Source organism: Streptomyces sp. NPDC089919 (assembly GCF_040684615.1).
Lineage (GTDB): Bacteria > Actinomycetota > Actinomycetes > Streptomycetales > Streptomycetaceae > Streptomyces.
The window spans coordinates 36376-58114 of the sequence record NZ_JBFBGK010000010.1 but is presented as its reverse complement, the minus strand read 5'-3'; the positions used below and the strand labels follow the sequence as shown (position 1 = coordinate 58114).

The following is a 21739-nucleotide window of genomic DNA, read 5'->3' as shown; positions in this document are numbered from 1 at the left end:
CGCCCGCCGTGCGCGAGGTCCCGGTCAGGCGATCGTGACGACGATCTTGCCGCGGGTGTGGCCCTGCATGTTCAGGCGCTGCGCGTCGGCGGTCTGCTCCAGCGGGAAGGTGGCGGCCACGTCGACGGTCAGCTCGCCGCGGTCGGCGAGCTCGGCCAGCCGGGCCAGGTCGGCGGTGTCCGGGCGGACGAAGACGAAGGTGCCGCCGAGGCCGAGCACCGCGCCGTCGGCGATGGAGGCCAGCCGGCCGCCGGGGGCGAGCAGGTCGGGGGAGACCTTCAGGGCCTCGCCGCCGACGAGGTCGAGGACGGCGTCCACGCCCTCCGGCGCGAGCGCCTTGACGCGGTCGGCGAGGCCGTCGCCGTACTCGACCGGCTCGGCGCCGAGGGCGCGCAGGTGGTCGTGGTTGCGGGCGCTGGCGGTGCCGATGACGCGGACGCCGAGGGTGCGGGCTATCTGGACGGCGAGGGAGCCGACGCCGCCGGCCGCGGCGTGGATCAGCACGGTCTGGCCCGGGCGGACCTCCAGGTGGCGGGTCAGGGCCTGGTAGGCGGTGAGGCCGGCCAGCGGCAGGCCGGAGGCCTGCTCGAAGCTGAGCGCGGCGGGCTTGTGGGCCAGGGTGCGCACCGGGGCGGCCACGTACTCGGCGAAGGTGCCGCGGGAGACGAAGTCCTCGCGGACGTACCCGATGACCTCGTCGCCGGCCTTGAACTCGGTCACGCCCGCGCCGGCCTGCTCGACGACTCCGGCCACGTCCCAGCCCGGGATGACGGGGAAGACGGTGTCCATCGCGGAGTCGAGGTAACCGGCCTGGATCTTCCAGTCGACCGGGTTCACCGAGGCCGCCTTGACGCGGATCAGGACGGCGTCCGCGCCGAGCTTCGGCATGGGGACGTCGGTGCGGTACTCCAGGACGTCCGGGCTGCCGTAGGTGCCGTAGGTGATGGCCTTCATGGGGGTTCTCCTTCGGTGGCCGGGGCGGGGTGGGCCCCAGTGCTTGAGTGAATAGATGGTTGAGAAGGTCAAGCAATGCGATGAACCGTAGACCTCGACAATTGAGAATGTCAAGCATCCCCGGTTATGCTCGTGCCATGACCGAAAAGCGCACCCCGACCGAGACGCCGACCGAGGCGCCGGCCCCGACCGCGGTCGCGGCGGAGCTGCCCACCGACGCCCGGCTGCTGGACCTGCTCTCGCACGCCTTCGGGGTGCACTACGGCGACCTGGCCGCGGCGACCGCCCAGGTGGGCCTCACCACCAGCCAGGCCAACACGCTCAGCGTGCTGCGCGGCGGACCGGCCCCGATGCGCTCCCTGGCCGCGGTGCTGGCCTGCGACGCCTCGAACGTCACGGGCCTGGTGGACCGGCTGGAGAAGCGCGGGCTGGTGCGGCGCGAGCCCAGCCCGGTCGACCGGCGGGTCAAGAACGTCGTGCTCACCGCCGAGGGCGAGCGCACCACCGAGGAGGTCCGGGGGCTGATGGCGACCACCCGCGCGGGCCTCGGCGCCCTCTCCGGCGAGGACCGCGAGGAGCTGCTGCGGCTGCTGACGGCCGTCTTCGGCGAGCGTTCCGGCGGCGCCGCGGGCTGAGCGGGCCGCGCCCCGGCCCGCGCCGCTGACCGGACCGACCGCCCTCAGCCCGCCGACCCCGGCCCGAACCGGGCCCGGTACGCCGAGGGTGTGATGCCGGTCCGGCGGCGCATCAGGGCGCGCAGGTTCGCGGCCGTGCCCAGCCCGCTGTCCCGGGCGACGACCTCCAGCCGGCTCTCGCCGCGCTCGATCAGCCGGCAGGCCGTCGTCAGCCGCTCCGCGGTGAGCCAGGCCAGCGGGGTGGTGCCCAGCTGTGCCCGGAAGCGCCGGTGCAGGGTCGCGGGGCTGACCGCGGCGCGAGCCGCGAGCTCCGCCACCGTCAGTGGTTCGGACAGCCGCTCCCGGGCCCAGGCGAGCACCGGGCCCAGGGATTCGTCCGGCGCCTCGGGCAGCGGTCGTTCGAGGAACTGCCGCTGTCCGCCGTCCCGGTGGGCGGCGAAGACCAGCCGCCGGCTGACCGCGCCCGCGATCTCCGCGCCGTGGTCGCGCCGGACCACGTACAGCCCGAGGTCGAGGGCCGCGGCGCTGCCGGCCGCCGTCAGGATGTCCCCGTCGTCCACGAACAGCACGTCCGTCTCCAGCCGGACCGCCGGGAACCGGGCCCGGAAGGCGTCCGCCCACTGCCAGTGCGCGGTGGCCCGGCGGCCGTCCAGTACCCCGGCCTCGGCCAGCGTGAAGGCGCCGCTGCAGAAGCCGAGCAGCCGGGCACCCCGCGCGTGCGCCCGCCGGATCGCGTCCAGCACCTCCCGGCGCCGCGGCACCTCCGTGTCGGGCCGGTTGGGCACGATCAGCGTGTCCGCCGTCTCGGCCGCTTCGAGCCCGGCCACACCGCCGAGCGTGAAGAAGCCGTCCCGCATCACGGTGCTCGGCTCCGGGGAGCAGAGCCGGAAGGAGTACAGGTCGCGGCCGATCTCCGGCCGGCGCAGTCCGAAGACCTCGGTCGCGCAGCCGAGTTCGAAGGGGTTGGAGTTCTCGTCCACGATCACGACGACCCGGTGCGGGCCGTCGGCGGGCGGTGCTGGGTGCGAGGATCCTTGCGGCATGTGCAATTCCTAGCACTCGTGCCACCCGCCCGCCGCCGCCGACCATGGGTCCGTGACCAACGAACCGATCTTCCTCGACACCGCCCTGACCTCCTTCGACGCTCTGTGGAGCCCGCACATCGTGACGCGCGTGAACGACTACGACGTGCGGGTCGCCAAGGTGCGGGGCGAGCACCTGTGGCACGCGCACGACGACACCGACGAGTTCTTCCTGGTCCTCGAGGGCGAGTTGACCATCGCGCTCCGCGAACCGGCCGGGGAGCGGACCGTACTGCTGCCCAAGGGGGCGGTGTTCACGGTGCCGCGCGGCACCGAGCACCGGCCCTCCGCCCCCGAGGGGGCGCAGATCCTGATGTTCGAGCGGTCCGGGACGTCCAGCGTGGGCGACCGCCACGAGGAGGTCCCGGACCACGTGGACGCGACGACCGGGCACGCGCTCGGGAGGTAGGCGGCTCAGCAGCCGCCGCAGTTGTAGAAGAGGACGTCCCAGTGGCTGCCCTCGTCGGCGTAGACGTTGCCGGCGCCGGACCGCCACTGCGGGGCGCCGTCGCCGCGCAGTCCGATGTACGTGAAGGTGTTCTTGATGTAGCCGCCCACGCAGGCGTACTTGGCCATGTCGAGCTTGTAGCCGTTCCAGTGCGAGTAGGTGCCCGAGGCGTGCCCGGTCTCGGTGCCGCCGGTGAGGTTGAGCGCGCAGCCGCTGGCGCTCTTGAGGGTCTGGGCGCCCTGCGCGGTGGCCAGGTTGAGCTGCTCGAAGGACGTGCAGGTGGCGTTGTTCCGGTCCGAACAGCCTCCGGACGAGGACCAGGTGATCCCGGAGCTGCGGAACATCGAGGTGGCGGTGGCGTGGCTGATCTTGGTGGCGGCCTGGGCGCCGGTGGCGCCGGCGAGCACGCCGACGCCGGGGGTCAGGAGCGTGCCCGTGGCGAGGACCAGGGCGCTGAGGGCCGAGCGGAGCTTCATGGGGAGCCTCCTGCTGATCACCGTGCGGGATGGGGCGGGAGTGCGGGCCCGGCCGTGCCTGCCGGCCGGGCCGGGACGATGGTGCCCGACCGCCGCGCGCGCCCGCCAGAGGGGATCGGGGACTTCCCGGAGTAGCGGACGCACATCTTCCTCCGGCGGCCGCCGGTCCATTTGTGAATGATCGGTGAATCGAAATCCAGATTCACTGGATCCGGACAGGGGTTAGCGTATTCCGGACGGTATGTCGAGGTATTTTTTCGTCCCCATTCATCCGGTATGCCGTACATGTGCGACTTGAATCCGGGGCACCCGGCGATCATGATGTGATTTGTAACGGCTGTATGAATACAACGGTTTCCGGCGGACACCCACGGGGGGTTTCTGTATGGTCGTCGACGTTCAAGAGGTGGCGCGCGCGTACCTGCGCGGCACCGAGAGGAGGCGTGTGCGGATCCACGCCGGATTATCCTTCCCGGATATCCCGGAGGAGCTGGTCCGAAAGATCGCCGCCCGATTCCACGAGCAGGACCACCGGCCGACCGACCCGGCGGTCCGGGCCCAGTACCTGCGCATGGCCGACGAGGCCCGGGCGCAGCTCGCCTGCATGACCGAGCAGGGCGTCAAGGTGCGCATGTACCGTGCGCCCGGCCAGCCGTACGTGACGTCCCGGGAGCTCTGCGACGCCCTGGACGCGGGCGAGGACCTGTACGTGTACCCGACCGAGGCGGGGCACGGCCCCGCCGGGTACGAGGATCCGGACAACCCGCTGCTGCTGATCTCGGACGCCGAGATCGACGGTGCCAAGGCGCTGCACAACGACGTCCTGCGCGCCACCCACGACTACTTCGGGCACTATCTCGCCCGGGCCCCTTTCAATCTGCGCGGGGAACTCTCGGTGGCGTACTCGCACCTGCGGATGTTCTCGCCCGCGGTGCACCGGGCGGTGCTCAATGAATTCGCGGGGCAAATTTGCTGGTTCTACTACGGGCCCCACATAATGCGGACGGACGGTTCCGTGCCGGTGCGCGGCGACGCGGACTGGATATCGCCCGCGGATCGGCCTTTCGCAGATCAGAAGGTCAATCTGATGCCTGCCGAATGGGTCGCGGAATTTCTGGAATGGGGCCGCGCGCAGAGCGCGGCACTCGCAGTGCGGCCGGCGGCCGCGGACGGTGGGGAGTGGGAATGAGTCGGCCTCCGAGGATCCTCGACGGCGGCACCGGCACCGGGCTGCAGGAGGCGGGCATCGCCATCGCCGAGCCCTGGCTCACCAGCGCCGCGCTGCGCGACGAGGCCGGGGTGGCCGCGCTGCTCGGCGTCCACACCGGCTTCCTGCGCAGCGGCAGCGACGTGCTCACCGCGAACACCTTCCGCACCAACACCCGGGCACTGGCCCGCATGGGCGTGGCCGAGGCCGACCGGCCGGGCTACGTCCGGCGCGCCGTGGACTGCGCGGTCGCCGCCCGGGCGGCGGCCGGCACCCCGCACGCCCTGGTCGCCGCCTCGGTGGCACCCGTCGAGGACTGCTACACCCCGTCCCTGACCCCCGACGACGACGCCCTGCGCCGCGAACACCGCTGGATGGCGGGGGTGCTCGCGGACTCGGAGACCGATCTCGTCCTGGTCGAGACCCAGTGCACCCGCCGCGAGGCGGTCATCGCCGTCGAGGCCGCCGTCGAACGCGGTCTGACGGCCTGGGTCAGCTTCGTGGTCACCGGCGCCGCGCAGCTGCCCGACGGCGACTCGCTGCGGGAGGCCGCACGCGCCTGCGTCGAGGCCGGCGCCGCCGCCGTGTCCGCCAACTGCTTCCCGCACGCGGCCGTGCCGCGCGCCCTGGACCAACTCGGCGGCCTGGGCGCGGCGGTGGGGGTCTACCCGAACCTGGAGGACCGGGCCGCGCTCGACGAGTGGGAGCACAGCGCCCACTCCCTGCCCCCGGCCCTGACCCCCGAGGCCTTCGCCGGCCTCGCGCGCCGCTGGTCCGCGGAGTACGAACTGGCCTTCGTCGGCGGCTGCTGCGGCACCGGCCCCGCGCACATCGGGGCACTGGCCGGCCTGCCGGTCGGGGCCGCCTCGTGACCCGAGGCGGCTCGGGCAGGCCGCCCCGTCTGCAATACGCTGCCCCCGACGGGCAGGGCCCCGCCGGGGGAGCGGTACGGGGCCGGACGCGCACAACACGGGGAGGGGTGTCGTCGTGACGCTCAGGGAACACGCCGGCACGGCCGGGCTGTCCGCCGGTTACTGGAGCACCGAGCCGGCCGACCCCAGGGCCTCGGCCGGCTGGCTGACGGCCAACCGGTGGCCCGCGGACGGCGTGCACTTCCTCGAGGTCCCGGCGGCCGGCGCGGCCTGCGCCGTCCGGGCCCAGGACGACCACACCGGCTTCCCCCGGATGAACTGCACCGACATCGCGGCCGGCAGCGGGCGCGACGTGACGCAGCCGGCAGCGGAGCTGGCCGCCGGCCGCGCCGAGGGCACCCGCCAACTCAACGTCTGCGCCCTCGGATACGGACCGTCCGTCTACCGGGCCGGCGGCGCCGGGGCGGAGCCGGCCGCCGCCCCCTTCGACGCGGCCGCCCTGGTGACCGCGCTCGAGGAGCACGCCCGGGCCGCCGGCCGGCTGCTCACCTTCCTCCACCTCGAAGCGGACCACCCCGTCCTGCCGGTGCTGCGCGAGCGCGGCTGGCACACCGGCGTCACCGACCGCTACTACCGGATCGAGGACATCGGCACCGACGAGGCCGGCTACCTCGCCCGCTTCCCCGGGGACCGGCGCCGCCAGCTCCGGCGCGAACTGGCCTCCCTCGAAGCGGCCGGCGCCACCGCCGAACTGCACCGCGGCGAGGAGGTCACCGCGGACCTCCAGGAGGAGGTGGCACGGCTGGAGGCGTACGCCGACGAGAAGCACGGCATCCCGGGCGACCCGGCCCGGCTGCGCCGCCTCAACGAACGCCTGCGCACCTCCCTGGGCGCCCGGTTCGCCGTCGCCCTGGTCCGGGACCGGGACGGCCGGGCCGTCGCCAGCGCCACCCTCGCCCTCGGCACCCGGGACGTCCTGCTGCGCATGGTCGGACTCGGCCCCGGCAGCGAGGAGATCGGCGCGTACTTCCACGCCGCCTACCACCTGCCGATGCGACTGGCCCGCGCCACCGGCGCCACCCGGCTGCTGCTCGGCCCCGGCAACGGCACTCCCAAGCTCCGCCGGGGCGCGGTGGCGCAGCCGCTGCTGAGCGCCGTACCACCGGCCGCCACCGCGCACGCGGCCCTGCTGCGGCGCACCGACGCGGCCCTCGCCGCCGGCGCCTGACCGCGCCCGGCCCCCGCACCTCCCGCCCTGCCCTCTCCGAAGGATCCCGTACCTTGAACACACGGCCCACCGTCCTGATCATCGGCATCGGACCGCTGCGCGAACGGTTCTTCGCCGCGGCGGAGCGCCGGGGCGTCGACACCGTCCTCGTGGACGAGACCGCCTACTCCCGCTACGACCGCCTCGCCACCGAGAACCACGCCTGGCGGCTGACCGACCACCAGGACCCGGGACCCGACCTGCACCTGCTCGACGGGCTGGCCGGCCGGGTCGACGGCATCGTCGCCCTCACCGACTGGGGCACCCGGGTCGCCGCCCGGCTCGCGAAGGAGTGGGGCCTGCCGGGTGCCGGCGCCTCGGTCGCCGAGGAGCTGGCCCACAAGGCCGACGTGCGCCGCCGGCTCGCCGGCACCGGCGCCGGACTCCCCTTCGTGCTCACCTCGGACGCCGCCGAGGCCGCCGCCCTGCTGGCCGCCTCGCCCTCCGGCGAGGTCATCGTCAAGCCCGTGGACGGCGCCGCCAGCCTCGGCATCCGGCGGGTCGCCGACCCGGCCCGGCTGGCCGAGGCCGTCGCGGCCGTCATGAACACCACCGGCCAGCCGCAGGCCCTGGTGGAGCAGTACGTGCCGGGCCCCGAGGTCTCCCTCGAAGCCGTGGTCCGCGACGGCCGCACCCTCTTCGTCGGCATCACCGAGAAGACCTGCACCGCCCCGCCGTGCTTCGTCGAGACCCGGCACGTGATCGACCCCGCGGTCCAGGCCGAACTGGGCCCCTCCGCCACCCGGTTCGTCGAGACCGTGGTCGCCGCCCTGGACGTCGACAGCGCGGTGCTGCACCTGGAGGCCAAGCACGACGGCGAGCGCTGGCACCTCATCGAGGCGGCCTTCCGCCCCGCCGGCGGGCTGATCAGCGACGTGCTCGAGCGGGCCACCGGGCTCGACCTGTACGACGCCGCCCTCGCGCTCGCGCTGGGCGACGAGGACCCGGTACGCCCCCGCACGCAGCGGACCCCGCAGGTGGCCGCGGTCCGGTTCGTCGCCGCCACCGGCACCATCGCGGACGCCCCCACCATGGCGCCGGTCCGGCACGGACTGCCGCTGGTCTCGCACGCCGAGCGGCTGCTGCCGCCCGGCACGACCCTGGGCAGCGTGGACGCGAACTGGTGGCGGGCCGGCTACGTGCTGGGCGCCGGACCGGACCGCGCGGCACTGCTCGGCCAGCTCGCCGAGGCCGACGACCGGCTGCTGGACGTCCTGGGCATGACCCGGGTGCCCGGGGCGTGAGCCGCCCGGGGGAGGGGCCGCTGCCCCGGCTCTTCGTGTCGGCGATGGTCGTCGACGCGCTGGGCTCGGGCATGTTCATGCCGTTCGCGCTGCTGTACTTCGTGCGGGTGCAGCACCTGTCCGTCGGCACCGTCGGCGGCGCGCTCACGGCCGCGAACCTGGTGCTGATCGCGGCCAGCGCACCGCTGGGACGCCTGGTGCAGTCGTACGGCCCGATGCGCGCCCTGACCGCCGGCAACGCCCTGCGGACCCCGCTGTTCGTGCTGTACGCGGTGGCCCTGCCGGCCCCGGTGGCGATCGGCGCGCTGGTGCTCTCCGCGGTCCTGGACAAGGCCGTCTGGGTCTCCCTCGGCGCGAGCATCGCCGGCCTGGCCAAGGGCCCGGCGGCCCGGCGGGCCTTCAGCACCGTCGGCTGGGCCCGCAACATCGGCCTGTGCCTGGGCTCGCTGGTCGGCGGCGTCCTCGCCTCGGCCCAGAGCGCCACCGGGCTGCGGGTGATCGTGCTGGTCAACGCCGCCAGCTTCGCCGTCACCACCCTGGTGCTGCTCCGGCTACGCGGCCGGGCCGCCGCGGCCCCGGCCACCGGGCGCAAGGAGGCTGCCGCCGGCGCCGGCGGCGCTCTCGACGTGCTCCGCCGGCCCGGCTTCGCGCTGCTGACCGCCGCCAAGACCTGCTTCACCGTGTGCGCCACGGTGGTCTCGATGTTCACCGGCCTCTACCTGGTCGACCACACCGACCTGGCCGGCTGGGCGGCCGGCACCGTCCTCGCCGTCAACGGCGGCCTGGTCGTGCTCTTCCAGCAGACGCTGGTCCGGCGCACCGCCGACCGGCCGGCCCCCCGGATGATGCTGCTGGGCGGGCTCCTGTACGCCGCGGCCGGCCTCGGCTTCGCGCTGCTCACCCCGCTGCGCGAGGACGCCCCGGCCGTCCTGCTGGTGCTCGCCCTGGCCGCGATGACCGTCTACACCCTGGGCGAGATCGTGATCGCCCCGGCCAGCGACGGCCACGCGGCCGACCTGGCGCCCCGCGGCACCGAGGCCGCCTGCATGTCGGTCTACCAGTCCTCCTGGTCCGTCGCCTCGGTGCTGGTCCCGGTCACCGGCTCCTGGCTGCTGGTCGCCTCGCCGGGCGGCTTCTGGACCGTCTTCGCCGCCGTCGCCCTGCTGGGCACCGGGCTCAGCGCCCTGCTCGCGCGGATCCCGGTGCCCTCGGCCGAGCCGGCGGTGCAGGAAGAGGACGCCCGGCCCGCGGGCTGAGGACCTTGTGCCCGGTGCACCCGCGCGGCACCGGGCGTCCAATGGACGTGACGGCGTCGCCACGTCCATCGGGAGGCTCGGGATGACGGTCGAGGAGAAGCGGGCGTACTGCACGCTGTGCAAGTCCCGCTGCGGTGCGCTCTACACCGTCGAGGACGGCCGGCTGACCGGCGTCCGGCCCGATCCGGAGCACCCCACCGGATCCGCCATGTGCCCCAAGGGCCGGGCGGCCCCCGAGATCGCCCACAGCACCGGGCGCCTGACCACCCCCCTGCGCCGGACCCGGCCCAAGACCGACCCCGATCCGGGCTGGACGCCGATCACCTGGGACGAGGCGCTGGACGAGATCGCCGCCCGGCTCACCGCGATCGCCGCCGAGAGCGGCTCGGAGGCCGTGGCCTTCGGCGTGGCCACCCCCTCCGGGACGATGGTCTCGGACGCCGTCGAATGGATCGAACGGCTGGTCCGCCTCTTCGGCAGCCCCAACACCGTCTACAGCGCCGAGATCTGCAACTGGCACAAGGACACCGCCCACAGCTTCACCTTCGGCACGCCCCTTCCGCCGCCCGACTACGCCCGCGCCGGCCTCGCCCTGCTGTGGGGCTTCAACCCCGCCAAGACCTGGCTCGCCCAGTCCGCCGCGCTGGCCGCCGCCCGCACCACCGGCACCCGGCTCGCCGTGGTCGACCCGCGCCGCTCCACCAGCGCCCTGGGCGCCGACCACTGGCTGCGGGTCCGGCCCGGCACCGACGCCGCACTCGCCCTGGGCCTGGCCCACCTGCTGATCGAGGGCGGCGGCTTCGACGAGGAGTTCGTCCGTTCCTGGACCAACGGCCCGCTGCTGGTCCGCCCCGACACCGGCCGCTTCCTGCGCGCCGACGAGCTGCCCGGCGAGGCCCCCGGCGGCCACTTCGTCGTCTTCGACGACGAGCGGGGCCGCCCCGAGCCCCACGACACCGCCCTGGCCGCCCACCGGCCCGGCCGGCTCGCCCTGCGCGGCCCCCGGCCGGTCACCCTCCGCGACGGCAGCACCCTGGACTGCGAACCGGCCTTCGCGCACTACGCCCGCGCCTGCGCGGCCTGGCCGCCCGCCCGGGTCGCCGCCACGACCTGGATCCCCGAGCCGGAGATCCGCGCCCTGGCCGCCGAGATCGCCGCCGCGCCCGCCGTCACGTACTACGGCTGGACCGGGGTGGGCCAGAGCGCCAACGCCACCCAGACCGAGCGCGCCCTGGCCACCCTCTACGCCCTGACCGGCTGCTACGACGCCCCCGGCGGCAACCTCCTGGCCCCCGCCCCGCCCTACCGGCCCGCCAACCCGCCGGAGCTGGCCGACCCCGCCCAACGGGCCAAGGCCCTGGGCCTGGACAAGCACCCGCTCGGCCCGCCCGCCGCCGGCTACGTCAACGCCGGGGACCTGTGCACGGCCATCGAGACCGGCCGGCCCTACCCGGTGCGCGCCCTCGTCGGCTTCGGAGCCAACCTGGTCGTCGCCCAGCCCGGCTCCGACCGCACCGCCCGGGCCCTGCGCGCCCTCGACTTCCAGGTCCACCTCGACCTCTTCGCCAACCCGACCAGCGCCACCGCCGACATCGTCCTGCCGGTGAACAGCGCGTACGAACACGAGGCCCTGCGCTTCGGCTTCGAGAGCGGCCGGCGCGCCCAGGAACACGTCCAGCTGCGCCCCCGGATCATCGAGCCGCGCGGCGACTCCCGCAGCGACACCGAGGTGGTCTTCGACCTCGCCGTCCGCCTCGGCCTGGGCCGGCACTTCTTCGACGGGGACATCGAGGCCGCCTGGGACTGGCAGCTCGCCCCGCTCGGCCTGACCGCCGCCGACCTGCGCGCCCGGCCGGGCGGCGTACGGATACCCGGCCCGGACGGATCGCGCCGGTACGCGGCGCCCGCCGAGGACGCCGCACCGGGCACCGTGACCGGCTTCCGCACCCCCACCCGGCGGGTGGAGCTCTACTCCGAGCGCCTGCTGGACCACGGCTACCCGCCGGTGCCCGAACACCGCGACCCCACCGCCACCACCGACGCCTTCCCGCTGGTGCTGACCTGCGCCAAGCACGGCACCTTCGTCCACAGCCAGCACCGCTCGGTCGCCTCGCTGCGCCGCCGCGCCCCCGAACCCTCCGCCGACCTGCACCCGGAGACCGCCGCCGCCCGCGGCATCCGCGAGGGCGACCGGGTCCAACTGGCCACCCGGCTCGGCTCCATCACCATGCGGGCCCGCTTCGACGACTCCCTGCACCCGTCGGTGGTGGTCGCCGAGTACGGCTGGTGGGAGGCGGCCCCCGACCTCGCGCTGCCCGGCGGCGACCCCACCGGCCCGGCCGGCGGCAACTTCAACCGGCTGGTCGACCACACCGACAGCGACCCGCTCAGCGGCTCCGTACCGCTGCGCGCCGCCGCCTGCGAGGTCCGCCCGGCCCCGGCCGACGGCTCCTGGTCCGGCACCCGCCCCTTCACCGTCACCGCCCTGCGCGAGGCCGGCCCGGGGGTCCGCGAACTCCTCCTCGCACCCTGCGACGGCGGCCCGCTGCCCGACCACCGGCCCGGCCAGCACCTGACCCTGCGCGCCGAGCACCCCGACGGCACCCTCCAGGACCCGGCGGACGGCCGCAGCTACTCCCTCACCGGCCCCGCCGTCGAACCGGGCCGCACCGGGTACCGGCTCGCGGTCCGGCACCTGCCGGGCGGCGCCTTCTCCACCCGGGTCCACACGGACCTGCGGACCGGCGACCGGCTCCACCTCACCCGGCCCGCCGGGGTGTTCTGCATCCCCGCCGACACCCCGCACCCCGTGGTCCTGCTGGCCGGCGGCATCGGCATCACCCCCTTCCTCGGCTACCTGGAAACCCTCGCCGCCACCGGCGGCACCGTCCCCGAGGTCGTCCTGCACCACGGCAACCGGAACCCCGACGACCACCCCTTCCGGGACCGGATCCGGGCCCTGGCCGAGGCGATCCCGGTGCTGCGCACCGTCGACCACTACACGGAGCCGGGCACCGGGCAGGCCGGCGCGCGCACCGGACGGATCACCGCCGCGGACATCGACCCGGGCCTGATCGAACGCCGCGCCCGCTTCTACCTCTGCGGTCCCGCGCCCATGCTCGAATCCCTCACCGACGGGCTGACCGCCCGGGGCGTGCCCCGGTTCGAGGTCTTCAGCGAGACCTTCCACACCCCGCCGCAGGAGGTGGTGGTGCCCGAGGACGCCGACTTCACGGTCACCTTCGCCCGCAGCGGGCGCACCGCCCGCTGGCGCAAGGGCGACGGCACGCTGCTCGCCCTCGGGGAGTCCGCCGGCGTACCGATGGCCAGCGGCTGCCGGGTCGGCCAGTGCGAGAGCTGCGCCTGCCCGGTGCTGGCCGGCAGCGCGGGCCATCTGGTCGTACCGTCCCAGGACCTGCCCGCCGGTACGGTCCTCACCTGCCAGGCGGTGCCGACCTCGGACCTCTCGCTGGACGCCTGACCGGCGGGGTACCGGACGTACACCCGGACGCACGGAGACCCCGGCCGGAGCCGGGGCCTCGTGTGCACGCGGTGCGCCCTCAGGGGGTACCCGGGGTCAGCCGTCGATGCGGTGGGTGGTCCAGAAGGAGGTGAGGTCGGTGGTGGTGGCCGCCTGGGCCGCGGCCTTGAACTCGGCCGTGGTCGAGACGCCGTACCAGTGCGCCGCCGCGTAGTCCTTGAGGAGCTTGGTCATCGCGGTGTCGCCGAGCACCCGGCGCAGGTCGTGCAGGGCGCACTTGCCGTAGTTGTAGACGACCGTGGAGTACCGGGAGGAGTGCGCGTCCCAGTAGGCCATCGAGTTGGTGATCTTCTCCGCCGACGAGGCCCAGGAGACGCTGTTCCAGCAGTTCGTGCCGGTCTTGTTCAGCGCCAGGTCGGTGGCGTAGTCGGTGAAGGACTCGTCCAGCCAGGGGGAGTTGTACTCGTCGTCGCCGACGATCCCGTACCACCACTGGTGGCCGATCTCGTGGGTCAGCGCGGTGGTGCTCACCAGGTCGAGCACGAAGCCGGGGTACTCCATGCCGCCGAACCAGTAGTTGTTGTCGATGATCGCGTCCAACTCGCCGTACGGGTACGCCCCGAAGCGGGCCGCGTGCGCGTCCACCGCGCTCTTGGCGGTGGCCAGCATCGACTGGGAGTCGGCGGAGCTGATCCCGGAGACCGAGTAGATGTTGATCGGGGTACCGCCGGCCGAGGTGCCCGAGATCTTGCTGAACGGGCCGGCGCCCCAGGCGAAGTCACGGACCTTGGCGGCGGTCGCGGTGGTGACGGTGCGGCCGCTGGTGCCGGGGGTGTCCGTGGAGGTCCCGGTGGCCGGCACCAGCAGGCTGGTGGGGTGGTCCAGGGTCACCTTGAAGTCGGCGGCCAGCGAGTAGAAGGACTCGCCGTTGTTGGTGTACGGGTCCAGGTGCCAGCCCGCGCCGTCCCGGACGGCCAGCACCGGCAGCGCGTTGCCGATGTTGCTGAAGGCGCCGTCGTGGCCGAACCGGTCCGCGCCGCTGGGCACGGTGATCCCGAGGTCGAAGCCGATGGTGGCGGACTGGCCCTGGGTCAGCGGGGCCGGCAGGTCGATCCGCAGCGCGGTGCAGTTGACCGAGAGCGGGCCGGCGGTGCCGCCGGTGACGTTGGTGACCGTGATCGGCATCGCCGAGCAGGTGCCGTGGTAGTTGTCCCACAGCCGCAGGTAGACCTCGGTGAGCGCGGTGGCCGAGGCGTTGGTGAAGGTCGCGCTCTCGTGACCGGTCCAGCCGAAGCCGCTGGCGTCGCTGCTGAGGTTGACGGTGTAGGAGGGGGCGGACGGCGTCCGGGTGGAGTCGCCGGGCGGGACCGTGCCGCCGGAGGTGTCCAGGGCGACGTCGTCGAGGACGAAGTTCGTCTTGAGGCTGGAGTCCTCCGTGCCGGTGAAGGCGAGGGTGACGGTCTGCCCGATGAAGGACGAGACGTCGATCGTCTTCTGGAGGTAGCCGGTGTTCTTGTCCAGGTTCGAGTAGGTCGCGAGCGTACTGCTGCCGATCTTCGCCGTGAGCTTGTCGTACTGGACCGAGGAGGTGGTCTCGGTGGTGTCGACGTGCAGCCAGAAGGTCAGTTTGGCGGTGCTGCACCCGGCGGGGATCGCCACGCTCTGGGAGAGGGTGTCGGTGTGGGTGCTGCCGACACCGTCCAGCCAGGCGAAGTAGCTGCCGCCGTGGGCGCTCTGGCCGGCGCGGTTGGTGATCAGGCCGGCCTGCGACTGGGTCCAGGGCGACGTGCCGCTCTCGAAGCCGCCGTTGCCGACCACCTGGGTCGGCGTGCAGGCCGCGGCGGCGCTCGGGGCGGTGGTGCGGGCGGGCGCCGCGGCCGTGGCCGGGAGCGCCGGGATCAGTGCGACGGCCAGCGCTGCCACCGTACTTGCGGTGGCGGCGAGGGCCCGGTGGGGGGTGGATCTCACTCGGAACTCCTTTGAGGGGGCCGGGATACGGCCTGCTCGGTGGCGTCCGCCGGCCGGGTGAGCCGGGGGACGCCGGGGGCTGTGCGCATCGCTGGCGCGATGGCGGAGGTGAGATGCGGACCCTGCGTCCGGCGGGTGCCGGCGCAAGGCCCCCGGCAGCCTCGCAGACGTGACCGGTACATGCCATCCAGGGCGAGTAAAGTGTTCGGGCCCGCGGGCGCCCCGCCCTGTCATGACCGGACCGTAGAGTGGCGATCTCAACCATCCTTCATGCAGGGGGAGTCAGTGGAAGAGCTGAGACCGGGCGACCCGGGTGAGATAGGCGGGTACCCGCTGCTGGGCCGGCTCGGCGAGGGCGGGATGGGGGAGGTGTTCCTGGCCCGCACGGCCTCCGGGCGGCCGCTGGCCCTCAAGACGGTCCACCGCGACCTGAGCCAGGAGCCCGGCTTCGCCGAGCGCTTCGCCCGCGAGATCCGCACCAACGACCGGGTGCGCTGCCCGTGGACGGTCTCCGTGGTGGACTTCAGCCCGCCCGGCGCGGTGCCCCAGTGGCTCGCCACCGAGTACGTCGCCGCCCCCTCCCTCGGCGACTGGGTGCGCCGGCACGGACCGCTCGGGGCCGGCGCCGTCCGCGCCCTCGCCCGGGAGCTCTCGGCCGCGCTGGTCACCGTACGCGCCGCCGGCGTGGTGCACCGGGACATCAAGCCCGCCAACGTCCTGCTGGGACCGGAGCGCCCCTTCCTCATCGACTTCGGCATCGCCCGGGCGGTCCGCGACCCGCGCCGCACCCAGACCGGCACCCTCATCGGCACCCCCGGCTACCTCGCCCCCGAGCAGGCCACCGGCGCGGTGGCCGAGGCCCCGGCCGACGTGTTCTCGCTGGCCGCCGTCCTGGTGTACGCCGCCACCGGCCGGGGACCCTTCCAGGACGCGGGGGAGGAGCTCGAACTCCCCGCGCTCCTCTACCGGATCGTCCACGAGGACCCCCGCCTCGACGGGGTGCCGGCGGAACTCGCAGCGCTGGTACGGGACTGCCTGGCCAAGGAGCCGGGCCGGCGCCCGACCGCCGAGGAACTGCGCGAGCGGCTGGGACCCGGTCCGGAGGACGAGTGGACCGCCTTGCTGCCCGGGGACCTGCGCGCGGACACCGGGCGGCGGGCGGCCGACCTGGCCCGGCTGCTCGAAGGCTCCACCGCGGCCGGGGCGCCCCCGGCGGCCGGGCACCCGTACGCGCCCGGTCAGCCGTACCCGCCCACCGCCCCCGGCACCCCGCCGTCACCCGTGCCGGTAGCCACCGCCGGCCCGGGGGCCTTCACTCCTTCGCCGTACGCTCCGACGCCCTACGGACCGGGGCCGGCCACCCCCACGCCCTACGGCCCGGCGCCTGGCGCCACGCCGGTCCCCGGTACCGCACCGGGCGGCGACGGGCGCGGCGGCCGCCGGAGCCGCCTGACCGCCGTCGTCGTCGCGGTGGCCGTACTCGCCGTCACCGGCGCCCTGATCGCCCTGCTGCCCTGGGGCGGCGAGGGTGACGACGACAAGGACCGGGCCGCCGGGACGGGCTCCTCGGGCACCCCCGCCACCAGCCGGACCAGCCCCGCCCCGGCACCCTCGGGGGCGCTGGCCGCCGGCTGGCTCGGCACCTGGACCGGAACCGGCCCCGGCACCCCGGACGCGGACGGCCTCACCCGGGCCCGGACGGGACCGTTCGCCGTCACCGTCACCCTGCACGACGGCGCCGTGGGCCAGATCGTCGGCAAGCAGGTCAGCGACGTCAAGGAGGTCGGCAGCGGCCGCAACCTCGGCTGCACCGAAGCCCTCGAACTGCGCCAGTCCGGCCCCGACTCGCTGGTCCTGAAGGCCGCCACCAGCCACCCCACCGACCAGTCCGCCACCTTCGAGTGCCCGCGCGGCAACCTCTACGTCGTCAAGCTCACCGCACCCGGCCGGATGGCGCTCCAGTCGGAGGGCGCCCAGTCGGCCGGCGCGCCCGACGCGCTGACCCGGCGGCCCTGAGACGTCCCGCTCCGGCGGCTCCGGGCGGCGGCGGGCCGGACCGGTCCGCCGCCGGTCGTCCGCCGACGGGGAGGCCCGTGCGGATGTGGCATCCTGCGGACATTCCGGCGGGCCGGCCGCCGGCGGCGGAAAGGACCCCCGTGACCCGTAGCGCGCTCCTGGTCGGAGCCACCGGACTGGTCGGCGGACAACTGCTGGCGCGGCTGCTGCGCGAGCCCCGCTACGACCGCGTCACCGTCCTGGCCCGGCGCCCCCTCGGTCTCGAACACCCCCGGCTGGACGCCCGGGTGGTGGACTTCGCCAAGCTCGGCGCCGAGGACCTGCCGGAGGCCGGTGAGCGGGACGTGTACGGCGCGCTGGGCACCACCATCCGGCAGGCGGGCTCGCAGGAGGCCTTCCGCGAGGTGGACCAGCACCACACCGTGCGGGTGGCCGAACTGGCCCGGGAGGCCGGTGCCGAGCGGATCGCCGTGGTCTCCTCGGTCGGCGCCGGGTCCGGCTCCCGGGCCTTCTACCTGCGGGTCAAGGGCGACATGGAGGCGGCGGTGACGGCCCTGGGTTACCCACAGACGGAGTTCTTCCGGCCCTCCTTCATCCTCGGCCACCGGCCCTCCCGCCGGCGGGGCGAGGGGCTGGGGAGCTCCGCCGCCACCGTGCTGGCCCCGCTGCTGGCCGGGCCCGCCCGCCCCTACCGGCCGGTGCCCGCGGGCCGGCTGGCCGCCGCCATGATCGCCGCACTGGGCGAGGACCGGCCCGGAGTCCGGGTCCACACCCACGACGACTTCCTGGCCCTCGCCCCGGAGCCGGCGGCGCCCGGGGCGTAACCGGGGCCGGCCGGCGCTCGTTGGGGAGGCCGGTGGCCGGGAGGGACCCGGTCCGGGCGAGCGGAGGCGGTGCGCCGTGCAGGCTGGCGGACTGGTCGATCTGACCGGCAGGTCGTGCCTGGTGACGGGCGCGGCCAGCGGCATCGGACGGGCCACCGCGGCCCTCTTCGCCCGGCTCGGTGCCCGGGTCACCGCCGCGGACCTGGACACCGCGGGGCTGACCGCGCTGCGCCGGGACTGCGCCGACCGGGGCGACCCGTACGAGGTGGCGGTGGTGACCGGGGACGTCTCGCGGCCCGAGGACGCCGAGCGGATGACCGGCGCGGCCGTGACGGCGGGCGGCGGGCTGGACGTGCTGGTCGCCAACGCCGGGATCCTGCCCCTGTCGGACCTGCTCGAGACCAGTGCCGAGGACTGGGACCGGGTGATGGCGGTGGACGGCCGCGGGATGTTCCTCTCCTGCAAGTACGCCATCGCTCAGATGGCCGGCCAGGAGGGCGGCGGGTCGGTGGTGTGCGTCTCCTCGATCTCCGGCCTGGCCGGCCAGGCCCGTCAAGCCGCCTACGGGCCGGCCAAGTTCGTGGCCTCCGGGCTCACCAAGCACCTCGCCGTGGAGTGGGCCGGGCGGGGGATCCGCGTCAACGCGGTCGCCCCCGGCACCATCCGCACCGAACGGGTCCGGCGGCTGGCGGACGAGCCCGGCGGCCCCGAGTACCTGGACCACATCACCACCCTGCACCCCGTGGGACGCCTGGGCGAGCCCGAGGAAGTGGCCCGCGCCATCGCCTTCCTCGCCTCCGACGCCGCCTCCTTCATCACCGGCACCGTCCTCCCGGTCGACGGCGGCTACCTGGCCCAGTGACGGCCCTGCACCGGGCCGGGACTACTTCCGGTGCCAGCGGTCGAGTTCGGCGAGGGTGGTGTTGGTGACGGCCACCAAGGCGAAGACGAGGGCGGGTTGGGTGCGGCCGAGGGCGTAGAGGGCGGCCGTGGCGGAGCCGAAGAAGAGGGCCTTGACCAGCAGGACGGCGGCGAGCGGGACGGCGAAGGTGGCCTTGGGCGCCGCGAACAGGCCCCAGACCGTGGCCGCGAGGGCGGGCGCGCCCACTGCCAGCAGGATCCGCAGGACGGTGTTCCCGCCGGTGGACCACCCCCACCACGCCAGCAGGGCGAGGCCGGCCAGCTCCATGAAGAAGGCCAGGCCCTCGTTGACGACGTGGAGCGGGGTGGGCAGCATCAGTCGGCGGGCCTCTCGCGACGGGAACCGAACGGCTGGTGCATTAGATCAGGCCGACCACCGGCGTGAACAGGCCGATCTGTGAGGCGATGAGGCCGACCGCCGGACCGCTGGTCCGGTCCGGCGGCGGGGCCGGTCGGTGCACCGGACCGCCGGGTCAGGCCGTCGGCCCGGTGCGGCCGGCGCTCCCGCGCTCCGGTCAGTCCGTCAGCCTCGACAGCTCCGCGGCCAGGTGGTGGTGGTAGTCCAGGCCCATGGCGGCCATCTCCTGACGGATCGTCAGCGAGCCCTCTACCAGCCGGTACCGGCGGCGCATGCCGGTGACCTCCTTGGCGCGGGGGGTGCCCGCCACGTGGTCGGTGGCCAGCTCGACGCCGTCGTCCGTGACCCGGCCGGTGTACGTCTCCACGATGCCGGTCGGATGGGCCAGGACCACCTCCAGGGAGGCGTCCGGCAGCACCCGCCACCAGCCGCTCTCCCGCCCCGAGGGCCGCAGCGCCGAGCCGGCGGCGTCGACCAGCCAGGCCCGCGACTCGTAGCGCAGGAAGGGCCGGCCGTCATGGCTGAAGACGATCTCCTGCCGGTAGCGGAACCCCTCCTCCAGGGTCGGGTACTCGCCCCGGCCCTCGCCCCGCCAGCGGCCCAGCAGTTCCAGGACCGGCTTCAGCTGCGGGTGCGGCTCGGGCCCCTCGCCCAGGACGTGGGTGTCGGGGTACGGGTTCTCCTGCGCCGGATCGAGCACGGTGGGGCCTTCCCTGTCCGCCGCGGCCCCGGCGGGGCCCGTCCGGCACCCCATTGTGGGCCCTGCCCGGCGGCCCGGCGGCCACCCCGCCCCCCACTCGCCCCGTCCGCCCGCCCGCCCCGCGGGCCCGTCCGTCCGCTCGCTCCCCGCCCGCGGCGCGTCGTACCGCTCGGGCCGGCGCCGGGCTGTTCTAGCCTCGGCGTCCGAGAGCCGGTCCCGGTGGGCCGGCCCGCCTACCCCGGGAGCCGGACCGATGGGCCTGACGCCGCAGCAGATCACCCCGTTCCTCATGTTCGAAGGCCGGGCGGAGGAGGCGATGACCTTCTACCTCACCCTCTTCGACGACGCGGAGGTCCTGGACATCACCCGCTACGGGGCCGGTGAGGAGGGCACCGAAGGCACCGTCCGGCTCGCCACCTTCGCCCTGGCGGGCCAGCAGATCATGTGCATCGACAGCCCCGTCTCGCACGCCTTCGGCTTCACCCCGGCCCTCTCGCTCTTCGTGCAGTGCGCCGACGACGCCGAACTGACCCGCCGCTACGAGGCCCTGGCCGAGGGCGGCCAGGCGCTGATGCCCCTGGGCGAGTACGGCTTCAGCACCCGCTTCGGCTGGGTCAACGACCGCTTCGGCGTCTCCTGGCAGCTCAACCTCCCCTTCCCCCAGTTCTGACGCCCCGGACCGGCCCCTGCCCCCGACCGTTCAGCACTGCTGAAAGGTCACGTCGAAAACAATCGATGGACGCGAGCAATCGGGCGCGGCGAGAGTGGGTTGCGCACCCCAACTCCCCTGTCCCGCCCACCGGAAGGCGTTCACCGGCCATGTCCACCCACCGCACCGTCCCGCAGACCGCAGCCGCTCACCGCCCCGTCCCCGCTGCGCTCGACGACGCCTATGCCGCGCCCTATCAGGGCGGGGACCCGTACGCCGACTACCGGGGCGGGGAGTTCAGCTTCAGCCGGCTGACCGACCTGGCCGACCGGCGGCTCGGTGCGGGGGTGGTCGGCGCCGCGGACGAGTCCTTCGCCGAGCGGGAGCGGCTGCTGACCCGCGCCCCGGCCGTCTTCGACGTCCACGCCTACGGCCACAAGGGCAAGACCATGGACGGCTGGGAGACCCGGCGCCGCCGCGGCACCGGCGCGGACGACCCGTTCCCGGCGGACGCCGACCACGACTGGGCGCTGGTCCGGCTCGGCGCCCCGGGGATCATCCGGGGGATCGTCGTCGACACCGCCCACTTCCGCGGCAACTTCCCCCAGCAGGTGAGCATCGCGGCCGCGGCCTTCGAAGGCACCCCCTCCGTCGCCGAGTTGCTGGCCGCCGAGGACGCCTGGGAGGAGATCGTGCCGCGCACCCCCGTCCGGGGCCACGCCGCCAACGGCTTCACCGTCGACTCCGGCCGCCGCTACACGCACGTACGGGTCAACCAGCACCCGGACGGCGGCATAGCGCGGCTGCGGGTGCACGGCGAGGTGCTGCCCGACCCTGGGTGGCTGGCCCTGCTCGGCGGCTTCGACGTGGCCTGCGTCGCCAACGGCGGCAGCGTAACGGACGCCTCCGACGGCTTCTACTCGTCGCCCGCCAACACGATCATGCCCGGTCTCTCGCACCAGCAGGACGACGGCTGGGAGACCCGCCGCCGCCGGGACAAGGGCAACGACTGGATCGAGTACCGGCTCGCCGCGCAGAGCGAGATCCGCGCGGTGGAGGTGGACACCGCCTACCTGAAGGGGAACGCGGCCGGCTGGGTGTCCCTCTCCGTGCGCGAGCACGCGGACGCGGAGTGGACGCAGGTGCTGCCCCGCACCGCCCTGGAGCCCGACACCCTGCACCGCTTCCCGCTGGCCGCCCCGGCCACCGCCACCCACGCCCGGCTGGACGTCTACCCGGACGGCGGCCTGGCCCGGCTCCGCCTGCACGGCGGCCTCACCCCGGCCGGCACCGCCGAACTGACCGACCGGACCCGGCGGGCGGTCCGCCAGGCGGGGTAACGGGGGTCACCCGCGGCGGCCCGAAGCCGGCCGCCACCGGG

At 74.7% G+C, this 21739-nt stretch carries 19 protein-coding genes; 13 read left to right on the top strand and 6 right to left on the bottom strand.

Annotation, left to right across the window (positions count from 1 at the left end):
- Positions 1-24: 24 nt before the first annotated feature.
- Complete coding sequence (locus AB0O40_RS06990) at positions 25-954, bottom strand: NADP-dependent oxidoreductase (protein ID WP_365036468.1); 930 nt, start codon at positions 952-954, stop codon at positions 25-27.
- A gap of 227 nt (positions 955-1181) precedes the next feature.
- Here AB0O40_RS06990 and AB0O40_RS06985 point away from each other — a divergent pair, with 227 nt between their 5' ends.
- Positions 1182-1589, top strand: coding sequence for a MarR family winged helix-turn-helix transcriptional regulator (locus tag AB0O40_RS06985; RefSeq protein WP_365036553.1), 408 nt, complete (start codon positions 1182-1184; stop codon positions 1587-1589).
- Between the two features lie 44 nt (positions 1590-1633).
- On the opposite strand, the gene AB0O40_RS06980 is transcribed toward AB0O40_RS06985, so the two are convergent.
- Positions 1634-2632 (bottom strand): helix-turn-helix domain-containing protein, encoded by a 999-nt coding sequence (locus AB0O40_RS06980; RefSeq protein WP_365036466.1) that lies wholly within the window; start codon positions 2630-2632, stop codon positions 1634-1636.
- Positions 2633-2684: 52 nt separating this feature from the next.
- On the opposite strand from AB0O40_RS06980, the gene AB0O40_RS06975 reads away from it, so the two are divergent.
- The gene (locus AB0O40_RS06975; protein ID WP_365036464.1) at positions 2685-3080 is read left to right on the top strand and encodes a cupin domain-containing protein; all 396 of its coding nucleotides are present in this window, start codon (positions 2685-2687) and stop codon (positions 3078-3080) included.
- A 5-nt stretch (positions 3081-3085) separates the two neighbouring features.
- Here the strand turns inward: AB0O40_RS06975 and AB0O40_RS06970 are convergent, their stop codons facing one another.
- On the bottom strand, positions 3086-3595 hold the full coding sequence (locus AB0O40_RS06970; RefSeq protein ID WP_365036462.1) for a hypothetical protein: 510 nt from the start codon (positions 3593-3595) through the stop codon (positions 3086-3088).
- 385 nt (positions 3596-3980) lie between these two features.
- Between AB0O40_RS06970 and AB0O40_RS06965 the strand changes: the two genes are divergently transcribed.
- The 6 genes from AB0O40_RS06965 to AB0O40_RS06940 all read left to right on the top strand — a co-directional run bounded on the left by AB0O40_RS06965 (position 3981) and on the right by AB0O40_RS06940 (position 12922).
- Positions 3981-4784, top strand: a complete 804-nt coding sequence (locus tag AB0O40_RS06965) for a hypothetical protein (RefSeq protein ID WP_365036460.1) — start codon at positions 3981-3983, stop codon at positions 4782-4784.
- Positions 4781-5674 (top strand): homocysteine S-methyltransferase family protein, encoded by an 894-nt coding sequence (locus tag AB0O40_RS06960; RefSeq protein ID WP_365036458.1) that lies wholly within the window; start codon positions 4781-4783, stop codon positions 5672-5674. Before AB0O40_RS06965 ends, AB0O40_RS06960 begins: the two co-directional genes overlap by 4 nt.
- Before the next feature lie 115 nt (positions 5675-5789).
- Positions 5790-6902: a peptidogalycan biosysnthesis protein gene (locus tag AB0O40_RS06955; RefSeq protein WP_365036456.1), complete on the top strand. Its 1113-nt coding sequence runs from the start codon at positions 5790-5792 to the stop codon at positions 6900-6902.
- A 53-nt stretch (positions 6903-6955) separates the two neighbouring features.
- On the top strand, positions 6956-8185 hold the full coding sequence (locus AB0O40_RS06950; RefSeq protein WP_365036454.1) for an ATP-grasp domain-containing protein: 1230 nt from the start codon (positions 6956-6958) through the stop codon (positions 8183-8185).
- Complete coding sequence (locus AB0O40_RS06945; RefSeq protein ID WP_365036452.1) at positions 8182-9441, top strand: MFS transporter; 1260 nt, start codon at positions 8182-8184, stop codon at positions 9439-9441. The genes AB0O40_RS06950 and AB0O40_RS06945 overlap by 4 nt, the downstream gene beginning before the upstream one ends.
- An 82-nt stretch (positions 9442-9523) precedes the next feature.
- Positions 9524-12922 (top strand): molybdopterin-dependent oxidoreductase, encoded by a 3399-nt coding sequence (locus tag AB0O40_RS06940; protein WP_365036450.1) that lies wholly within the window; start codon positions 9524-9526, stop codon positions 12920-12922.
- A 96-nt stretch (positions 12923-13018) separates the two neighbouring features.
- Here AB0O40_RS06940 and AB0O40_RS06935 read toward each other — a convergent pair whose 3' ends face one another.
- The gene (locus AB0O40_RS06935; protein ID WP_365036448.1) at positions 13019-14890 is read right to left on the bottom strand and encodes a M1 family aminopeptidase; all 1872 of its coding nucleotides are present in this window, start codon (positions 14888-14890) and stop codon (positions 13019-13021) included.
- A 285-nt stretch (positions 14891-15175) separates the two neighbouring features.
- Here AB0O40_RS06935 and AB0O40_RS06930 point away from each other — a divergent pair, with 285 nt between their 5' ends.
- The 3 genes from AB0O40_RS06930 to AB0O40_RS06920 all read left to right on the top strand — a co-directional run bounded on the left by AB0O40_RS06930 (position 15176) and on the right by AB0O40_RS06920 (position 18592).
- Positions 15176-16906, top strand: a complete 1731-nt coding sequence (locus AB0O40_RS06930; RefSeq protein ID WP_365036447.1) for a protein kinase — start codon at positions 15176-15178, stop codon at positions 16904-16906.
- Positions 16907-17046: 140 nt separating this feature from the next.
- A complete protein-coding gene (locus tag AB0O40_RS06925) occupies positions 17047-17730 on the top strand; it encodes an NAD(P)H-binding protein (protein WP_365036445.1) in 684 nt (227 codons plus the stop codon).
- A 76-nt stretch (positions 17731-17806) separates the two neighbouring features.
- On the top strand, positions 17807-18592 hold the full coding sequence (locus tag AB0O40_RS06920) for an SDR family NAD(P)-dependent oxidoreductase (protein ID WP_365036444.1): 786 nt from the start codon (positions 17807-17809) through the stop codon (positions 18590-18592).
- 21 nt (positions 18593-18613) lie between these two features.
- Here AB0O40_RS06920 and AB0O40_RS06915 read toward each other — a convergent pair whose 3' ends face one another.
- Both AB0O40_RS06915 and AB0O40_RS06910 read right to left on the bottom strand, forming a co-directional pair.
- Positions 18614-18967, bottom strand: a complete 354-nt coding sequence (locus AB0O40_RS06915) for a YrdB family protein (RefSeq protein ID WP_365036442.1) — start codon at positions 18965-18967, stop codon at positions 18614-18616.
- A 199-nt stretch (positions 18968-19166) separates the two neighbouring features.
- A complete protein-coding gene (locus tag AB0O40_RS06910) occupies positions 19167-19709 on the bottom strand; it encodes an FABP family protein (protein ID WP_365036440.1) in 543 nt (180 codons plus the stop codon).
- 253 nt (positions 19710-19962) lie between these two features.
- Here AB0O40_RS06910 and AB0O40_RS06905 point away from each other — a divergent pair, with 253 nt between their 5' ends.
- Positions 19963-20379, top strand: coding sequence for a VOC family protein (locus AB0O40_RS06905; protein ID WP_365036438.1), 417 nt, complete (start codon positions 19963-19965; stop codon positions 20377-20379).
- 149 nt (positions 20380-20528) lie between these two features.
- A complete protein-coding gene (gene alc / locus AB0O40_RS06900) occupies positions 20529-21698 on the top strand; it encodes an allantoicase (protein WP_365036436.1) in 1170 nt (389 codons plus the stop codon).
- Positions 21699-21739: the final 41 nt, after the last annotated feature.

Excerpts from the sequence above, each read along its gene's own strand:
- AB0O40_RS06990 (WP_365036468.1), bottom strand. The coding sequence starts at position 954 with ATGAAGGCCATCACCTACGGCACCTACGGCAGCCCGGACGTCCTGGAG.
- AB0O40_RS06980 (WP_365036466.1), bottom strand. The coding sequence starts at position 2,632 with ATGCCGCAAGGATCCTCGCACCCAGCACCGCCCGCCGACGGCCCGCAC.
- AB0O40_RS06970 (WP_365036462.1), bottom strand. The coding sequence starts at position 3,595 with ATGAAGCTCCGCTCGGCCCTCAGCGCCCTGGTCCTCGCCACGGGCACG.
- AB0O40_RS06965 (WP_365036460.1), top strand. The coding sequence starts at position 3,981 with ATGGTCGTCGACGTTCAAGAGGTGGCGCGCGCGTACCTGCGCGGCACC.
- AB0O40_RS06960 (WP_365036458.1), top strand. The coding sequence starts at position 4,781 with ATGAGTCGGCCTCCGAGGATCCTCGACGGCGGCACCGGCACCGGGCTG.
- AB0O40_RS06940 (WP_365036450.1), top strand. The coding sequence starts at position 9,524 with ATGACGGTCGAGGAGAAGCGGGCGTACTGCACGCTGTGCAAGTCCCGC.
- AB0O40_RS06915 (WP_365036442.1), bottom strand. The coding sequence starts at position 18,967 with ATGCTGCCCACCCCGCTCCACGTCGTCAACGAGGGCCTGGCCTTCTTC.
- AB0O40_RS06905 (WP_365036438.1), top strand. The coding sequence starts at position 19,963 with ATGGGCCTGACGCCGCAGCAGATCACCCCGTTCCTCATGTTCGAAGGC.
- alc (WP_365036436.1), top strand. The coding sequence starts at position 20,529 with ATGTCCACCCACCGCACCGTCCCGCAGACCGCAGCCGCTCACCGCCCC.